The organism is Curtobacterium sp. Leaf183 (genome assembly GCF_001424385.1).
Taxonomy (GTDB): Bacteria; Actinomycetota; Actinomycetes; order Actinomycetales; family Microbacteriaceae; genus Curtobacterium.
Genome location: NZ_LMPO01000001.1, coordinates 202,479 through 218,316 on the forward strand (window position 1 = coordinate 202,479; position 15,838 = coordinate 218,316).

Annotated in this window: 16 protein-coding genes; 4 read left to right on the forward strand and 12 right to left on the reverse strand. The window is 71.4% G+C overall.

Annotated features, from left to right (window positions below):
* Positions 1-22: 22 nt before the first annotated feature.
* Both menD and ASG04_RS00905 read right to left on the reverse strand, forming a co-directional pair.
* Positions 23-1,762, reverse strand: coding sequence for a 2-succinyl-5-enolpyruvyl-6-hydroxy-3-cyclohexene-1-carboxylic-acid synthase (gene menD, locus ASG04_RS00900; protein ID WP_056120099.1), 1,740 nt, complete (start codon positions 1,760-1,762; stop codon positions 23-25).
* Positions 1,755-2,108 carry a PLD nuclease N-terminal domain-containing protein gene (locus ASG04_RS00905; protein ID WP_056118921.1) on the reverse strand — a complete coding sequence of 118 codons (354 nt, stop codon included), beginning with the start codon at positions 2,106-2,108 and terminating at the stop codon, positions 1,755-1,757. The genes menD and ASG04_RS00905 overlap by 8 nt, the downstream gene beginning before the upstream one ends.
* A 64-nt stretch (positions 2,109-2,172) precedes the next feature.
* On the opposite strand from ASG04_RS00905, the gene ASG04_RS00910 reads away from it, so the two are divergent.
* The gene (locus ASG04_RS00910) at positions 2,173-2,499 is read left to right on the forward strand and encodes a DUF4229 domain-containing protein (protein ID WP_056118925.1); all 327 of its coding nucleotides are present in this window, start codon (positions 2,173-2,175) and stop codon (positions 2,497-2,499) included.
* Between the two features lie 66 nt (positions 2,500-2,565).
* Here the strand turns inward: ASG04_RS00910 and ASG04_RS00915 are convergent, their stop codons facing one another.
* The 4 genes from ASG04_RS00915 to ASG04_RS00930 all read right to left on the reverse strand — a co-directional run bounded on the left by ASG04_RS00915 (position 2,566) and on the right by ASG04_RS00930 (position 6,100).
* The gene (locus tag ASG04_RS00915; RefSeq protein ID WP_200938375.1) at positions 2,566-3,561 is read right to left on the reverse strand and encodes a 1,4-dihydroxy-2-naphthoate polyprenyltransferase; all 996 of its coding nucleotides are present in this window, start codon (positions 3,559-3,561) and stop codon (positions 2,566-2,568) included.
* A gap of 11 nt (positions 3,562-3,572) precedes the next feature.
* Positions 3,573-4,706, reverse strand: a complete 1,134-nt coding sequence (locus ASG04_RS00920) for an AMP-binding protein (RefSeq protein WP_056118926.1) — start codon at positions 4,704-4,706, stop codon at positions 3,573-3,575.
* Positions 4,706-5,635 carry a 1,4-dihydroxy-2-naphthoyl-CoA synthase gene (locus tag ASG04_RS00925; RefSeq protein WP_056118929.1) on the reverse strand — a complete coding sequence of 310 codons (930 nt, stop codon included), beginning with the start codon at positions 5,633-5,635 and terminating at the stop codon, positions 4,706-4,708. The genes ASG04_RS00920 and ASG04_RS00925 overlap by 1 nt, the downstream gene beginning before the upstream one ends.
* Before the next feature lie 108 nt (positions 5,636-5,743).
* Complete coding sequence (locus ASG04_RS00930) at positions 5,744-6,100, reverse strand: hypothetical protein (RefSeq protein WP_146245142.1); 357 nt, start codon at positions 6,098-6,100, stop codon at positions 5,744-5,746.
* Positions 6,101-6,404: 304 nt separating this feature from the next.
* On the opposite strand from ASG04_RS00930, the gene ASG04_RS00935 reads away from it, so the two are divergent.
* Positions 6,405-7,394: an o-succinylbenzoate synthase gene (locus ASG04_RS00935; RefSeq protein WP_056118937.1), complete on the forward strand. Its 990-nt coding sequence runs from the start codon at positions 6,405-6,407 to the stop codon at positions 7,392-7,394.
* Positions 7,395-8,024: 630 nt separating this feature from the next.
* Here ASG04_RS00935 and ccsB read toward each other — a convergent pair.
* The 6 genes from ccsB to ASG04_RS00965 all read right to left on the reverse strand — a co-directional run bounded on the left by ccsB (position 8,025) and on the right by ASG04_RS00965 (position 14,309).
* Complete coding sequence (ccsB, locus tag ASG04_RS00940; RefSeq protein WP_056120107.1) at positions 8,025-9,026, reverse strand: c-type cytochrome biogenesis protein CcsB; 1,002 nt, start codon at positions 9,024-9,026, stop codon at positions 8,025-8,027.
* Entirely contained in the window at positions 9,023-10,684 is a 1,662-nt protein-coding gene (locus ASG04_RS00945; RefSeq protein WP_056120110.1) for a cytochrome c biogenesis protein ResB, read from the reverse strand. The genes ccsB and ASG04_RS00945 overlap by 4 nt, the downstream gene beginning before the upstream one ends.
* A gap of 43 nt (positions 10,685-10,727) precedes the next feature.
* Positions 10,728-11,429 (reverse strand): cytochrome c biogenesis CcdA family protein, encoded by a 702-nt coding sequence (locus ASG04_RS00950; protein WP_056120115.1) that lies wholly within the window; start codon positions 11,427-11,429, stop codon positions 10,728-10,730.
* Positions 11,430-11,474: 45 nt separating this feature from the next.
* On the reverse strand, positions 11,475-12,098 hold the full coding sequence (locus ASG04_RS00955; protein WP_056118938.1) for a TlpA family protein disulfide reductase: 624 nt from the start codon (positions 12,096-12,098) through the stop codon (positions 11,475-11,477).
* A complete protein-coding gene (locus ASG04_RS00960) occupies positions 12,095-12,751 on the reverse strand; it encodes a histidine phosphatase family protein (protein WP_056118941.1) in 657 nt (218 codons plus the stop codon). Before ASG04_RS00960 ends, ASG04_RS00955 begins: the two co-directional genes overlap by 4 nt.
* Positions 12,752-12,818: 67 nt before the next feature.
* Positions 12,819-14,309, reverse strand: coding sequence for a SulP family inorganic anion transporter (locus tag ASG04_RS00965; RefSeq protein ID WP_056118944.1), 1,491 nt, complete (start codon positions 14,307-14,309; stop codon positions 12,819-12,821).
* 40 nt (positions 14,310-14,349) lie between these two features.
* On the opposite strand from ASG04_RS00965, the gene ASG04_RS00970 reads away from it, so the two are divergent.
* Together ASG04_RS00970 and ASG04_RS17730 are read left to right on the forward strand one after the other, a co-directional pair.
* Complete coding sequence (locus tag ASG04_RS00970; RefSeq protein ID WP_056118948.1) at positions 14,350-14,751, forward strand: MerR family transcriptional regulator; 402 nt, start codon at positions 14,350-14,352, stop codon at positions 14,749-14,751.
* A gap of 264 nt (positions 14,752-15,015) precedes the next feature.
* The coding region (locus ASG04_RS17730) for an amino acid--tRNA ligase-related protein (protein WP_235515416.1) at positions 15,016-15,838 on the forward strand (823 nt) is incomplete at its 3' end.

Genomic DNA, 15,838 nt, shown 5'->3' on the forward strand with positions numbered 1-15,838 from the left:
CCAGAACGCGCACGGTGCGCGGTCAGTCGGCCAGCGGCACCTCGATGACGACCCGCTCCGCCGGGTCCGTCAGCACCTGCTCCAGGTCACCCCAGGTCGCGGCCCGGCGGTACTCCCACCCGAGCCCGGTGACGACCCGCTCGACGTCGACGTGCTGCGGGGTGGTCATCATGCGCCGCATGTCCTCGGCCGGCGTGGTCTCGGCCACCTCGAGTCCGCGGAAGATGGCGCCGCCGGAGTCGTTGCCGATGACGACCTGCACGCGGCGTGTCGACTCGTCGGTCCCGGTGACGAACGCGCCGAGGTCGTGCAGGAAGGTCAGGTCGCCGAGCAGCACGCGCGTGGTGCCGCCGGCCGCCTGCGTGGTCTCGAGGGCGGCGGCGATGCCCAGTGCGGTCGAGACGGTCCCGTCGATGCCGGCCAGGCCGCGGTTGGCGTGCACGTGGATCTTCTTGCCGGCGACGCGGCCGTCGGCGACGCGGATGATCTGCGACGCGCCGAGCACCAGGCGGTCGTGCGGCCAGGTGACGCCCCACACGGCATCCGCGAGCATGGCGCGGTCGACGGGGCGACGGCGGAGCGCCACCTCGTCGCGGAGGAACCGGTTCCGCTCGGCGCGGTCGTCCGAGCGCTTGGCGTCCAGGTCGGGCCCGGCGTCACCGGCGCCGAGCGCGGCCCGGCTGGCCGCGACCCACCGCCCGACCCAGGCGCGGTGGGCGGGACCGGTGCGTCCGGTCACCTCGACGTCCGACACCAGCCGGGAGGCGCGGCTCGGGTCGTACGCGTCGGCACCCGCCCCACGGACGGTCACGACCTCGACGTCGTCCCGCTGCAGGAGCGCCGGCACCTCGCGCGACAGTGTCGGGTGTCCGAGCACGACCGCTCGACGGACACGGCCGCCGAACTCCGGGTCACCGAGCAGCGCACGGTAGGCGACGACGAGGTTGCGGCCGAAGTGCGCCCCGCTCGAGACCTCGGCGATCAGCGGCGCTCCGAGCTCCCACGCGATCCGTTCGGCGTCCTCACCAGCGTCGTGCCCCGCGATCACGACCGTCGCCGGGTCGTCGTCCGGCGCGAGCTCCGCGACGGGCAGCCCGGAGTGGACGCGGCGGACGGCGAACGCGGTGTCGACCTGGTCCTCGGGGACGCCGACGACGTCGGTCAGCGTCGCGGACAGGGGCTCGCGGAAGGCGACGTTCAGCTGGGCCGGGCCGGGCTGGCCGGTGTGCCCGGACGCCGCGGCGACGGCCTCCCGCACGATGCCGCGCACGACCGTCCGGGTGTCCTCGTCGATGCCGTGCGCGGACGGCGCCTCGACGTCGCGGACGAACGCGGCCGCATCGGCGAACATCCCCGGCTGCACCGTCGTCTGGTTGCTGCCGATCCCCCGGAGTTCGGTCGGACGGTCGGCCGAGACGACGAGCATCGGGACACCCGAGTGGTGCGCTTCGAGGACCGCCGGGTGCAGGTTGGCGACCGCGGTGCCCGACGTGGTCACGACGAGCGCCGGACGGCCGGTCTCGACCGCGAGTCCGAGCGCGAAGAACCCCGCGGTGCGCTCGTCGAGGCGCACGTGCACCGTGATCCCGCCGGCCCGCTCGAGCGCGACCGCCGCCAGCGCGAGCGCCTGCGAGCGCGACCCGGGACTGACGACGACGTCGGTCACGCCCGCGCGGGCTGCTTCCTGCAGGAGCGCGAGTGCGAAGTCGGACGCCGGGCTGCCGGACGCCGGGTCGGCCGACCCGGCGGGGGCGTCAGCGATCGGCGCGGCCGTCGTCGTCGGTGTCGTGGAACTGGTCTTCGAGGTTGCGGAGCGTGGCGTCGTCCTGGTCCTTGTCCGTGCGGGGCCGCTCGGGAGCCTGCTCGCCGAGGAAGTCCGGGTCGTCTTCGGGACCACGGTACCGGGCGATGCGCTCGGGGGTGGCGGGTGCACGGCCGAGCAGGAACCACAGCAGGGCACCGAGTACCGGCAGGACGATGATCAACAGGACCCAGATGCCCTTGCGGAGCGACCGGACACGGGGCTTGGGCATCGTGGCGCAGTCGATGAGTGCGTACACCGTGAACGCCACGGCGGCGACTGCGACGACGAGCCACAAGCGGATCATGCACGGAGTCTAGGTCGGGAGTCTGTGACGGGCCTCATGGAGTGCGGGTCCGTAGACTTGCCGCGTGAAAGCGTGGCTCGTGTACACCCTCGCCCGTCTCGGGATCTTCGCGGCGGCGCTCGTCGTCCTGTTCGTGATCGGGCTGCCCTGGTACTGGGCGACCATCGGTGCGGCGCTCGTCGGGCTGCTCGTGTCCTACATCGCGCTGCCCCGGCTGCGCGAGCAGGTCACGCTGAGCCTCGCGTCCCGACGCCCTCGTCCGGCGCACGACGCCGACTCGGACTTCGAGGACGACTTCGTCGACGCCGAGGACACGGACGCGCCGACGGTGCGTCCGGTGTCCGACGCCGACCGACACGCAGACCGCCGCGAGGGGCCGACCGCCGGCTGACTCGCGGCCGCGCCGGTGCCGATGCTGGTTCCGGCGTTCCGGCGTTCCGGCGTTCCGGCGTTCCGGCTACGGCTGGACGGCGAGCGTGATGCCGAGCACCACGCCGAACACCAGCGACGCGAACGACGACAGCTGCAGCGCGGTGATCAGCTCGCGCGGCTTCTTGGACGTCACGCCGATGAGCAGTGCCGGCAGGGCGAGCAGCAGCGAGAAGTACGTGAGGCCGGTGCGGAAGTACAGCAGCACGAACCAGAGCAGCACGACGTAGGGCAGCATCAGGAACACGCCGTAGAGCGTCCGCGCCACACCGCTGCCCAGGACGACGGCCAGGGTGCGCTTGCCGGCGAGACGGTCCTCGTCGATGTCGCGGATGTTGTTCACCATGAGCACGGCGCAGGCGAAGAAGCCCGCGGCGACGGCTGCGGCCCACCCGCTCGTCGTGACCTGTTGGATCTGGGTGTACTGCGTGCCGAGGACCGCGACCAGGCCGAAGAACACGAAGACGAAGACCTCGCCGAGGGCGTTGTACCCGTAGGGCTTCTTGCCGCCGGTGTAGAACCACGCGGCGACGATCGCGGCGGCCCCCACGATGAGCAGCCACCACAGCTGCGTGATGACCACGATGGCGATCCCGGCGACCGCGGCGAGCCCGAAGAAGGTCAGCGCGACGGTCAGCACGGTGCGCGGCTTCGCGAGCCCGGCACCGGTGAGCCGTGCGGGTCCGACGCGGAACTCGTCGGTGCCGCGGACCCCGTCCGAGTAGTCGTTGCTGTAGTTCACGCCGATCTGCAGGAACAGCGCCACCGCGAGTGCGAGGAGTGCGACCGCCAGGTGGGCGTCCTGCGACAGGTAGTCGCCGAAGTCCCCCGCGATGCCGCTGTCCACGAACCCGACCGCGGTGCCGAGCACGACGGGGACGACCCCGAGGGTCAACGTGCGCAGTCGGGCACCGCCGATCCAGTCGCGTGCGGTCGCACGACGCTTCGGGGCCACCGGCGAGGCGGCCTTCGCCGGGTTGCCGGACCGGCCCTGCTTCTGGGTTGCGTTCTTCGATCGTGCCACGGGTGTCGATCCTATTCGTCGTCGACGAGGGCGCGGATCGCACGCCGGTCGGGCTTGCCAGCGCTGAGCATCGGCAGCGTGTCGACGAGGACCACCGCCGCCGGGCGCGCCGCTCGACCGAGGGCGGCCTGGACGTGGTCGCGGACCCGCTGGAGGTCGATCGGGGTGGCGGTCACGACGACGGGGACCTCGCCCCACTCGTCCGACGAGCGTCGGGTCACCACGGCCGTGTCCTGCCCGGGGAGTTCGCGCACGCTGCGTTCGACGAGACCGAGCGGCACCTTCTCGCCGCCGGAGATGACGACGTCGTCGAGCCGCCCGAGCACCCGCACGACGCCGTCCGAGGTCGTCGCGGCATCGCCCGTCCGGTACCACCGGAGCCCGTCGTCGACCACGAACGTCGACGCGGTCCGGGTGTCGTCCCCGAGGTACCCCTCGGCGAGCATCGGTCCGTGCAGCCAGAGCTCACCGTCGACGAGTCGTGTCTGCACGGTGCCGAAGGGGACACCGTCGTAGACGCACCCACCGCTCGTCTCGCTGGCCCCGTACGTCGTCACCGCGCGGACGCCGGCGGCGCGGGCCCGGTCGCGGAGGGGTGCCGGGGTCGCCTGTCCGCCGACGAGGACCGCGTCGAACCGCGCGAGGGCGGCCGTGGCGCGGGCGTCGTCGAGCACACGGGCGAGCTGCACCGGGACGAGCGAGGTGTACCGGCGTGGTGCGGCCAGCCCGACCTCGAGGCGGTCCGCGGCGTCCGCGAACGCCTCGGCGGTGAAGTGTCCCGGCGCCACGAGGGACGGGGTCGTGCCCGCGACGATCGACCGGGTCAGCACGTTGAGGCCCGCGATGTAGTGGGTGGGCAGCGCGAGGACCCAGCTGCCCGGTCCCCCGAGCGCCTGGTCGGCGGCGGCCGCGCCGGCCAGCAGCGCGTCGGCGGACAGCGCCACGCGCTTGCCCGTGCCGGTGGACCCGCTCGTCTCGACGACCAGGGCGACCCGCTGCGGGACGTCGGCCGGAGGCGGAGTCGGCAGCGCCGGGACGTCCTCGGCGACCGGCAGGAGCGCGGGGCCGCCGGCGAGGGCGGCCTCCAGTCCGCGCAGCACGGCCAGCGGGTCCGACGCGTCCAGCGTGACCAGCGGTCGGGTCATCAGTAGTGCCAGGGGAAGGACGTCCACTCCGGGGCGCGCTTCTCGAGGAAGGAGTCACGGCCCTCGACGGCCTCGTCGGTGCCGTAGGCGAGACGGGTGGCCTCGCCCGCGAAGACCTGCTGGCCGACCAGACCGTCGTCGACCGCGTTGAAGGCGTACTTGAGCATCCGGATCGCCGTCGGTGACTTGCCCAGGATGGTCTCGCCCCAGCGGATCGCCTCGTGCTCGAGGTCAGCGTGCGGCACCACCCGGTTGACCGCACCCATCTCGTACGCGCGCTGGGCGGAGTACTCCTCGGCGAGGAAGAACACTTCGCGCGCGAGCTTCTGGCCGATCTGCTTGGCGTAGTAGGCGCTGCCGTACCCGCCGTCGAACGAGCCCACGTCAGCGTCGGTCTGCTTGAACCGGCCGTGCTCGGCGCTGGCGATCGTCAGGTCGCAGATGGCGTGCAGCGAGTGCCCACCGCCGGCGGCCCAGCCCGGGACGACCGCGATGACGACCTTGGGCATCATCCGGATCAGCCGCTGGACCTCGAGGATGTGCAGCCGACCCATCGAGGCCTGTGCGGCGGCCGGGTCGACGCCCTCGGGCGGAGCGCCCTCGTCGCCGACGTACTGGTAGCCGCTGCGGCCGCGGATGCGCTGGTCACCGCCGGAGCAGAACGCCCAGCCGCCGTCCTTCGGGCTCGGGCCGTTGCCGGTCAGCAGGACGACGCCGACGCGGGGGTCCTGGCGGGCGTCGTCGAGGGCGCGGTACAGCTCGTCGACCGTCCGGGGACGGAAGGCGTTCCGGACCTCGGGGCGGTCGAACGCGATGCGGACGATGCCCTTCGACACGTGCTTGTGGTACGTGATGTCGGTGAAGGACGCCGACGCGGGGGCGGTCGTCCAGACGTCGGGGTCGAACAGGTCGGACACGGTGTCGGGCATGGTCCCAACCTATCGTCGGGGTGCTCCGGCCCGGTCGTGCGCCGGGTGGATCAGACGCCGGGTGGGTCAGGCGTCGGGGTGCTCCGGCCCGGTCGTGCGCCGGGTGGGTCAGGCGCCGCTCATCCCGGTCAGCATCTCGGGCGCCACGATGACGAGCAGGACGACGAGGATCACCGGGTTGGCGAAGAACGCCACCACGACGCCGACCGCCCCGTACCACCGTCCGAGCCCCCCGACCGCGGCGATGAAGCCGAGGATCGCCGCGATGAGGGTCAGGAACACCACGACGAAGCAGATCCCGAACGCGAACGTGGTGTCGCCGCCCATGAAGACCGCGAACGCGCTGGCGTCCACGGCGGCGGAGACGATCGCCAGGCCGAGTGCGATCTTGCCCACGATCGGGTTGCGGCGGCGGCGACGCTGCGCGCCGGTCTGGGCACGGACGTCGACCGTGTTGCGCTGCATCAGCCGCTCGAAGTCGGCGGTGCCTCGGCCGGGCGACGTGGGCCTGGCGGACGTCGGAGCAGCGGCGGGTGCAGCGGCTCGACCGTTCTGCGTCGATGCGGTCCGCGCCGTCGGCGACGCGGCTCGGGACGGGCGGGGCGACCGCTGCGGCGGGTCAGTCGCCACGGGGCCTCCCTCTGGTCGTCGTGTCCGGTCGTGCACTGCATGGTCACCGAACGGGAACCGTCGCCGACCGGAGCATGCTATTGCGCCGCCCTGGCCTTCGCCTCCGAGGAACTGTGACGTCCGCTGCGAGGATGGGCCGGTGCTCCCCGACCTGACCGACCTGTTGTCCGACGCGCACGTCGTCGCCCTGCCGATGCGCGTGCGGTTCCGCGGCATCACGACTCGCGAGGCGCTGGTCCTGCGCGGCCCGCAGGGCTGGACCGAGTTCTCGCCCTTCGTGGAGTACGCGGACACCGAGGCCGCCGCGTGGTTGCGCGCCACGATCGATTTCGGCTGGACCGAGCACGTCCCCGCGGCGCAGTCGGTCCCGGTGAACGCCACCGTCCCCGCGGTGGCCCCCGGCGCCGTCGAGGGGCTCCTGGCGCGGTACCCCGGCTGCACCACCGCCAAGGTCAAGGTCGCCGAGCCCGGCACCACCGTCGAGGACGACGTCGCCCGGGTCGCCGAGGTCCGGCGGGTGATGGGCGCCGACGCCGCGGTGCGGATCGACGCGAACGGGCTCTGGAGCCTGGACGAGGCGGTCGTTGCCCTGGAGCGGCTGGCGCCCTTCGACCTCCAGTACGCCGAGCAGCCGTGTCGGACGGTCGACGAACTCGCGGAGCTCCGACGCCGCATCGCCGGACTCGGGGTCCGGATCGCCGCCGACGAGAGCGTACGCAAGGCGTCGGACCCGCTCGCGGTCGCCCGAGCCGGGGCGGCCGACGTACTGGTGGTGAAGGCGCAGCCGCTCGGTGGGGTCACCGCGGCACGGCGGGTCATCGCCGATGCGGGCCTGCCCTGTGTCGTCTCGAGTGCGCTCGACACGTCCGTCGGGCTGGGGATGGGGGCGTTCCTCGCCGCGGCGGCGATGACGCCGGGCTACGCCGCCGGGCTCGGGACCGCCGCGATGTTCCTGGGTGACGTCACCTCCGATCCGGTGCTGCCCACGAACGGGAGGATCGGTGTGCGCCGCGTCGACGTCTCGCCGACGCTGCTGGCCCGGTTCGCCGCATCCCCGGAGCGGACCGCCTGGTGGCGCGCACGCGCGGAGCGCGTCCACGCGCTGCTCGCGGCGGACGTCACCGCGTAGCGGCCGCGTCGCCCGGGGTTCCCGGGGTTCCCGGGGTTCCCGGGGTCCCGCGTTCTCGGGTTCCCGAGGTTCCGCGTTCTCGGGTTCTCGGGTTCCAGGGTTCCCGAGGTTCCACAATTGTGGGATCTCGAGCCCCGGCACGGTGGAGTCGTCACACCTCGGCGAACCCGAGCGGCGAGTCGCGCGACCACGTCTCGGCGGACGGCGTGCTCGGACCACTTGGCGACCGACCGGCGGGGTGTCGCGTCCGCATGGGTCGTGCACCGGGCCTCCTGGCGGGTGGGCCCCCAACCGGAACGAAGAGACCCGGACTGGCCGCTTCCCCGCCTGCCCGCACGGCTGCGGTGGTCGCACGACCTGCCGCTCAGCGTTGCCGAAGTCGCGCAAACGGCCGCTCGCGGGGCTCGAAGGCGGCAGCTTCTGCAACCACGACGACCAACCAGCGGCAAGTCGTGCGACCACGGGAGGGCGACCGGGTCCAACGAGCGGAGCCAGTGCCGGTGAGCAAGGCCGGTGAGCAGGGCCAGTGACCAGCGCCAGTGACGGAGCGACCGGTCAGTACCCCGGAACGGGAGGAGCACGGTGTCGGTCGGACCGACACCGTGCTCGCGGCGTTGCAGCGTCAGTGGCTCACAGGCCGGAGTAGCTGTGCAGCCCCTTGAAGAACACGTTGACGACGGCGAAGTTGAACATCACCGCGGAGAATCCGACGAGTGCCAGCCATGAGGACCGAGCGCCGCGCCAGCCACGGGTGGCACGGGCGTGGATGTACCCGGCGTAGATGACCCAGATGATGAAGGTCCAGACTTCCTTGGTGTCCCAGCCCCAGTAGCGGCCCCAAGCCCGCTCGGCCCAGATGGCGCCCGCGATGAGCGTGAAGGTCCAGAGCACGAAGCCCACGAGCAGGACGCGGTAGGTCAGGACCTCGAGCCGGTCGGCGTCGGGCAGGGTCTCCATGAAGCGGAGCTGCTTGGAGGCTCCGCTGTGGCTGAGGCGGTAGGTCTGGATGAGCTGCGACACGGCCAGGCCAGCGCCGAGGGCGAAGAACCCCGTACCGGCGATCGCGACGAACACATGCAGGACGAGCCAGTAGGACTCGAGCGCGGGCACGAGCGGCCGGACCGGCACGTAGTAGTTGACCGTGGCGATGCCGAGCAGGATCAGCGTGAGCCCGGTGATGAAGACACCGAGGAACTTCAGGTTCTGCCAGAGCTGCACGAGCAGGAAGATCGCGATGATCAGCCCGGTGCCCGTCAGCGAGAACTCGAACATGTTGCCCCACGGCACACGATCGGCTGCGATGCCACGGAGGACGATCGCCCCGACGTGCAGCACGAGCGCCAGGACGGTCATCGCCATGCCCACGCGCTCGAACCGCGACCCGCGTCGACCAGAGCCGGTCTTGGCGGGCGCTTCGACACGCTCGAGGACGACGGTGCCGCCCTGCACCGTCGCGACGGTCTTGGCCTGCTGCTGCCGCACGGTCGAGGCGACGGCGGTGCCGTCAGCACCCACCGTGACCTCGCCGGACCGCTTGGCCATGTCGAGTGCGAACGAGATGAACGCCACCACGTACACGGCCATGGCCGAGTAGGTGAGGACGACCGAGTAGGTCGCGAGGTTCGTCGTCATGTCCACGAGGGAATCCTAACTCCGAGGTCTGACACGTGCTTGGCGGCGATGTCCGCCACGGCCCGTTCGAGATTGGGGTCCTCGCCGCGGGCCAGCCCCGCGTACTCGAGGTCGTACTCGCCGTGTTCGGCGCCGGTGCGCGGCACGACCTTCACCCACACACGACGGCGCGGGACGAACAGCGACGTCAGCAGCCCGAGCACGCTGAGCACGGCGAACCCGCCGACCCACAGCTGCGAGGGGTCGTGGTGCACGTCGAGCGACACGTACCGCTTCACGCCGTTGAACGTGATCGACCCGGCTCCCTGCGGCAGGGTCTTGGTCTGGCCGGGCTTCAGCTCGATGCTCTTGGCCTCGGACTTGGTCCCGGCGATCTGCGTGAGCCCGCTCGTGTCGAGCTGGTAGACGCTGCGCGGCACACCGTCGTCCAACCCGAGGTTGCCGGTGTACACCTGCAGCGTCAGCAGCGGGTTCTCGGCGTCCGGGTAGTTCGACGTGAACGCCCCGGTGCCGAGCTTGACGGCCGTCGGGTAGAAGAACCCGACCATGCCGAGCTGGTCCGGTGCGGCGTCGGGGACCTTGACGACACCGGTCGACGTGTAGTTCGCGTCGGCGGGCAGGAAGGGCACGTCGTCCTGGAACGCCACGTTGCCGTCGCCGTCGCGCACCGTGACGTCCATGGCGTAGCCGTTGCCGAGCAGGTACACGTTCGTGCCGCCGATGGACAGCGGGTCGTTCACGCCGAGCCGGCCCGTCGTCGGCTGGCCGCCCTTGGCCTGCGATGTCACCGTCGCCGAGTAGTCCGTCGCCTGCCCGAGCGCGTCGAGGTTGCGCTCCTCGTACTTGGTGACGAACTTGTCGAGGGTCAGGTTGTAGCCCTTGAGGTCGGTCTGCTGGAACCAGCGACCCGGGTTGAACGAGTCGTACGACCCGAGGACGTTCGAGAAGGTCTGTCCCTCGACGAGCAGCCGCTGTCCGGTGTACCCGAAGCCGCCGCCGATCCCGACGGCGACGAGCACGCCGACGAGCGCGGCGTGGAACACCAGGTTGCCGGTCTCGCGCAGGTAGCCGCGCTCCGCGCTGACCGAGTCGCCGAACCGCTCGACGCGGTACCCGGAGCGCTTCAGCAGCGCCATGGCGCGGGTGACGGCGTGGTCGGCTGACGGGAGGCCCGTGGCCGGGTCCGTCCCGCGTGCACCGTCCGCCACCGTGTCCGGCCCGACCGGGACACTGCGGTAGCCCGCGAGTCGCGTCAGTCGGGCGGGGGTCCTGGGCGGGCGGGTCCGCAACGCCTGCCAGTGGTGCCTGGTGCGCGGGATGATGCAGCCGATGAGCGAGACGAACAGCAGCAGGTAGATCGCCGAGAACCACACCGAGGTGTAGGTGTCGAAGACCTGGAGCTTGTCGAGCACCGGGAAGAGCTGCGGGTGGTCGGCCTTGTACTGCACGACGCCGTTGGGGTCGGCGGTGCGCTGCGGCACGAGCGACCCGGGGATCGCCGCCAGCGCGAGCATCATCAGCAGGAACAGCGCCGTGCGCATGCTCGTCAGCTGGCGCCAGAAGTACCGGACGTACCCGAGGAACCCGAGCTTCGGTTGGTTGACCTCGCCGGGGCCGTCGGCCGGACCCGCTCCGTCGACATGGTCGGACGGACGCATCGGGTCGGAGGCGGTGCCGTTCTCGAGGCGACTGTCGTCGGTGTCAGACTGCCGGGACATAGCTCTGGATCACCGCCCCGACGCTCGACATGACGGCCGACCAGATGCCGGTGACCATGAGCAGACCGATGACGATCAGGATCGCTCCTCCGATGATGTTGACGACGCGCATGTGGCGCTTCACGACGCGGATCGCTCCGGCTGCCCACCCGGCGCCGAGGGCGACGAGCAGGAACGGGATGCCGAGCCCCAGGCAGTAGGCGACGCCGAGCCACATGCCCTGCCAGGCGCTGCCGGCCTGCACGCTGAGCAGGTTGATCGCGGCGAGGGTCGGGCCGAGGCACGGGGTCCAGCCGAGGCCGAACACGATGCCGAGCAGCGGGGCACCGACCAGGCCGGTCGCGGGGGTCCACGACGGCTTGAGCGTGCGCTGCAGGACGGTGAAGCGACCGATGAAGACCAGGCCCATCAGGATCACGACGACGCCGAGGACCTGGGTGATCACGTCACGCCAGCGGACGAGCCAGAAGCCGAGCGCGCCGAACACGGTCGTGTAGGCGACGAAGACGGCGGTGAAGCCGAGCACGAAGAGCAGCACCCCGAGGACCACGCGACCCCGACCCCGGTTCCCCGCGTCGGCGATCCCGCTGACGTACCCCAGGTACCCGGGGACGAGCGGCAGGACGCACGGCGAGAGGAACGACACGAGCCCCGCGAGCAGGGCCACGGGCAGCGCCACCAGCATCTGTCCGCTGAGGATCGCGTCGGAGAAGGGGTTGCTGCCCACGGGTCAGGACGCCTTGCTGCCGTCGAGCTCGTCGCTGACCAGGGTGTCGAGGATGCTCGTGCCGTCGATCGCGCCGAGCACGCGGGCGGCGACGCGGCCCTTGGTGTCGAGGACGATCGTCGCGGGGACGGCGTTCGGCGCGATCTGCCCGGACAGCGCGAGCTGCATCGTGCCCTTGTCGGCGTCGAGCACGGTCGGGTAGTCGATCCCGAAGGTGCGCTCGAAGGCCGCGGCGGTGGCGGCCTGGTCGCGCACGTTGACGCCGATGAACTGCACGTCCTTGTCCGCGTACTTCTGCTGCACGGTGTTGAGGTACTTCGCCTCGGCGCGGCAGGGCGGGCAGCTGGCGTACCAGAAGTTCAGCACGACGACCTTGCCGCGCAGCGCCTTCGCCGACAGCGTCCCGCCATCGGTGTCCTTCGCGGTGAAGTCGACGGTGTCCGTCCGCTTGTCGGCCGCGACCTCGGTCACCGCGCCGTCGCCGGAGATGTAGTTCTGCGTGGTGCCGCTGCCGTACTGCTTCGACAGCGAGTCGCTGCCGCCGGAGCACCCGGCCAGCGCGAGGGCGGCGACCACGGCGGTCGCCGCGACCGCGACGACACGCTTCCTGACACTGCGGTTGGTCACACTGCTCCTTCGTCGACGGCGCGTTCGCGGAGTTCCATCGCCGGGTCCGCGTACCCGGCCTCGATGAAGCGGCCGCCGGACGTGGCGGGCACGCGCTCGAGGGTCGTGATGCTGGAGAGGTCGCACCGGCGTCGGCGCGGGTCGTGCCACAGGGGCTCCCCCGCGAGACGACGGTGGACCATCCAGATCGGCAGCTGGTGGCTCACGAGGACGACGTCGCCCTCGTCGACACTCTCCCACGCACTGCCGACAGCGGCCAGCATGCGGTTGGCGATCGACTCGTAGGCCTCGCCCCAGCTGGGCCGCCACGGGTTCGCGATCCAGGGCCACTCGGCCGGTCGCCGGACGGAGCGCTTGGTGAACCCGGGAGGCTGTCCCTCGTACCGGTTGGTCGGCTCGATCAGGCGTTCGTCGAGGCTGACGTCGAGCCCGTAGGAGGCGGCCCATGGTGCAGCGGACTCCTGCGTGCGCTGGAGCGGCGAGGCCACGATGCGGCGGACGTCGACGCCGGCGTCCTTCCACGCGGTGGCGGACGCGGCGGCCATCCGGTGCCCGAGCTCGCTCAGTCCGAAGCCCGGCAGACGCCCGTACAACACGCGGTCCGGGTTGTGGACCTCGCCGTGACGGACGAGGTGGATTCGGGTCGCCGGCATGGGTTCCAGTGTAGGTCGCGCGACCGTTCCCACTGGCCACACAGCGGATTGGCGGCTTCGGGACCGCTCAGCCGAGGTGCCCGGACAACCGGCCGTGCAACGCCACCGACCCGGTGTTGAGGTTCACGACCTCGACCCGCGTCCCGTGCTTGGCGAACCGCTGCTCGACGCCGTCGAGTGCAGCGACCGTGCTGGCGTCGAACACGTGCGCGTCGGACATGTCGATGACCACGTTCGCCGGGTCCTCGGCGTACGAGAACCGCGTGACGAGGTCGTTCGACGACGCGAAGAACAGCGCACCACGCACCCGGTACCGCACGGTGTCGTCGTCGACCGGTTCGCGGACGACCTCGACCACGTGGGCGACCCGACGGGCGAAGACGAGCGCGGCGACCACGACTCCGACGAGCACGCCGGTCGCGAGGTTGTCCGTGACGACGACCACCAGGACCGTGATCACCATGACGGCCGTCTCGCCGAGCGGCATCCGGCCGAGCGTGCGGGGACGGATGCTGTGCCAGTCGAAGGTCGCGACGCAGACCATGAGCATGACCGCCGTGAGCGCGGCCATCGGGATCCGCGCGACGACGTCGTGGAGCACGATCGTCAGCACGAGCACCGAGGCACCCGCGGCGAACGTCGAGATGCGTGTCCGGGCGCCGGCGGTCTTCACGTTGATGACCGTCTGCCCGATCATCGCGCAGCCGCCTGTGCCGCCGAAGAACGCGGAGGCGATGTTGGCGATGCCCTGACCCCACGACTCGCGCCACTTGCTCGAGCCGGTGTCCGTCAGGGCGTCGACGAGCTGCGCCGTGAGGAGCGTCTCGATGAGTCCGACGATCGCCATGCCGAACGCGTACGGCGCGATGATCGTCAGGGTGTCGAAGGAGATCGGCACCGTGATGCCGTTGAACCCCGGCAACGCCGTGGGGAGCGCCCCCTCGTCGCCGACGGTCGGCACGGCGACGCCGAACACGACCGTGATCAGGGTGATGACCACGACCGCGATGAGCGGTGCCGGCACGGCCTTGGTCAGGTAGGGGAACCCGACGATGACCGCGACTCCCAGGGCGGTCAGGGGCCAGACGACGAACGGGACGTCGTGGCCGAACAGGTTCGGCAGCTGTGCGGTGAAGATCAGGATGGCCAGGGCGTTGACGAACGCGACGTTGACGCTGCGCGGGATGAACCGCATCAGCCGGGCGACCCCGAGGAACCCGAGCACGAGCTGGATCACGCCCCCGAGCACGATCGTCGGGACCAGGTAGGCGATGCCGTGGTCGCGGACGAGCGGCGCGATGACGAGCGCGACCGAGCCGGCCGCTGCCGAGACCATCGCGGGCCGCCCGCCGACGACGGCGATCACGACGGCGATGACCACGCTGGAGAACAGGCCGACCGCCGGGTCGACACCGGCGACGACGGAGAAGGAGATCGCCTCGGGGATGAGTGCGAGCGCGGTCACGACACCGGCGAGCACCTCGCGTGACAGCATGCGCGGCGAGCGGAGGGCCGACAGGACGCTCTGGGCGGGCGGAGCCGAGGTGAGGGTGGTCATCGCCGCCAACCCTACCCTCACGTGAGGGTAGGGTTGGCGCATGACGGATGATCGCGATCCCGGCTCGATGCACATCGGTGAGCTCGCCGACCGCGCGGGGATGTCCCTGCGGACGATCCGCCACTACGACGAGGTCGGCCTGCTGGTGCCGAGCGGGCGGACCGCCGGCGGCTTCCGGGTCTACACCCAGCGCGACCTCGAGCGCCTGCTGGTGATCCGCCGGATGAAGCCCCTCGGGTTCTCCCTGGACGAGATGGGCGACCTGCTCAGCATCGTGGACGGCCTGCCCGGCACGGACGCCGAGGACACGGCCGCTCGCGCCGCTCGGCTCGACGCCTTCCTGCAGGACGCCCGCGACCGTCACGCGAAGCTCGTCGAACGCGCGGGCATGGCCGAGGAGTTCATCGGCACACTCGGGACCCTCCGCGCCTCGCTGCCCTGAGCCGGCCGCTGCCGGGTGGACGGGCCAGCCCCTGGCGGGCCAGCCGCTGCCCGGCGGACGGGCCAGCCCCTGGCAGGCCGGACGCTGCCGGCCGGACGGGCCAGCCCTGGCGGACCGGGCCGCGAGTCCCCCGCTCGCGACCCGGCCACCCCCGGAACGCTACGGATCCCCGGACGGCGATCCGGGCCTCCCGACCGGGTCTGTGGACAACTGCGAACCGCAACCGGCCTGTGCAGGAGGCGGAGCCGGATAGACTCGACGACCGTGATCGAACGCACCCGCATCAGCGACCTCGCCGCTCTCCCCGACGGTCCCGTCTCCGTGGCCGGATGGGTCGAGACGGTCCGTGATCAGAAGAAGGTGCAGTTCGTCGTGCTCCGCGACGAGACCGGCGCCGTCCAGCTGGTCAACCCGGCCACCCGCGAGGCGACCGAGGGCGACGACGCATCCGCGGCTGCCCTGGCCACGACCGAGTCGATCTCGGGCCTGGCGCACGGCTCCTTCATCCACGTGACGGGCACGCTCAAGCAGGACGAGCGCGTCAAGCTCGGTGGACTCGAGGTCAAGGTCGGCGAGCTGACCGTCGTCAGCGCGGCGATCCCGGAGACCCCGATCGCCGACGACTCCTCGCTCGACAAGCGGCTCGACTGGCGCTTCATCGACCTGCGCAACCGCAAGCAGAACCTGATCTTCCGCATCCAGACGACCCTCGAGCACGCGTTCCGCACCTACTGGGTCGAGCGCGACTACATCGAGATCCACACCCCCAAGCTGATGGCGTCGGCGTCCGAGTCCCGCGCCGAGCTCTTCCAGCTGGAGTACTTCGAGACCACCGCCTACCTGGCGCAGTCGCCGCAGAACTTCAAGCAGATGGCCCAGCCGGCCGGGTTCGGTGCCGTGTTCGAGATCGCCGACGCCTTCCGCGCCGACCCGTCGTTCACCAGCCGCCACGCGACCGAGTTCACCAGTGTCGACGCCGAGTTCTCGTGGATCGAGTCCCACGAGGACGTCATGGCGATGCACGAAGAGGTGCTGGTCGCGGGCATCACCGCGGTCAAGGAGAAGTACGGCAGGGACATCGAGGAGG

Coding starts and splice junctions, on each gene's coding strand:
- ASG04_RS00970 (WP_056118948.1), top strand. CDS start 14,350: ATGACGGATGATCGCGATCCCGGCTCGATGCACATCGGTGAGCTCGCC.
- ASG04_RS00950 (WP_056120115.1), bottom strand. CDS start 11,429: ATGCTGGTGGCGCTGCCCGTGGCCCTGCTCGCGGGGCTCGTGTCGTTC.
- ASG04_RS00945 (WP_056120110.1), bottom strand. CDS start 10,684: ATGCGTCCGTCCGACCATGTCGACGGAGCGGGTCCGGCCGACGGCCCC.
- ASG04_RS00960 (WP_056118941.1), bottom strand. CDS start 12,751: ATGCCGGCGACCCGAATCCACCTCGTCCGTCACGGCGAGGTCCACAAC.
- ccsB (WP_056120107.1), bottom strand. CDS start 9,026: ATGACGACGAACCTCGCGACCTACTCGGTCGTCCTCACCTACTCGGCC.
- ASG04_RS00930 (WP_146245142.1), bottom strand. CDS start 6,100: ATGCAGCGCAACACGGTCGACGTCCGTGCCCAGACCGGCGCGCAGCGT.
- ASG04_RS00920 (WP_056118926.1), bottom strand. CDS start 4,706: ATGACCCGACCGCTGGTCACGCTGGACGCGTCGGACCCGCTGGCCGTG.
- ASG04_RS00905 (WP_056118921.1), bottom strand. CDS start 2,108: ATGATCCGCTTGTGGCTCGTCGTCGCAGTCGCCGCCGTGGCGTTCACG.
- ASG04_RS00925 (WP_056118929.1), bottom strand. CDS start 5,635: ATGCCCGACACCGTGTCCGACCTGTTCGACCCCGACGTCTGGACGACC.
- ASG04_RS00965 (WP_056118944.1), bottom strand. CDS start 14,309: ATGACCACCCTCACCTCGGCTCCGCCCGCCCAGAGCGTCCTGTCGGCC.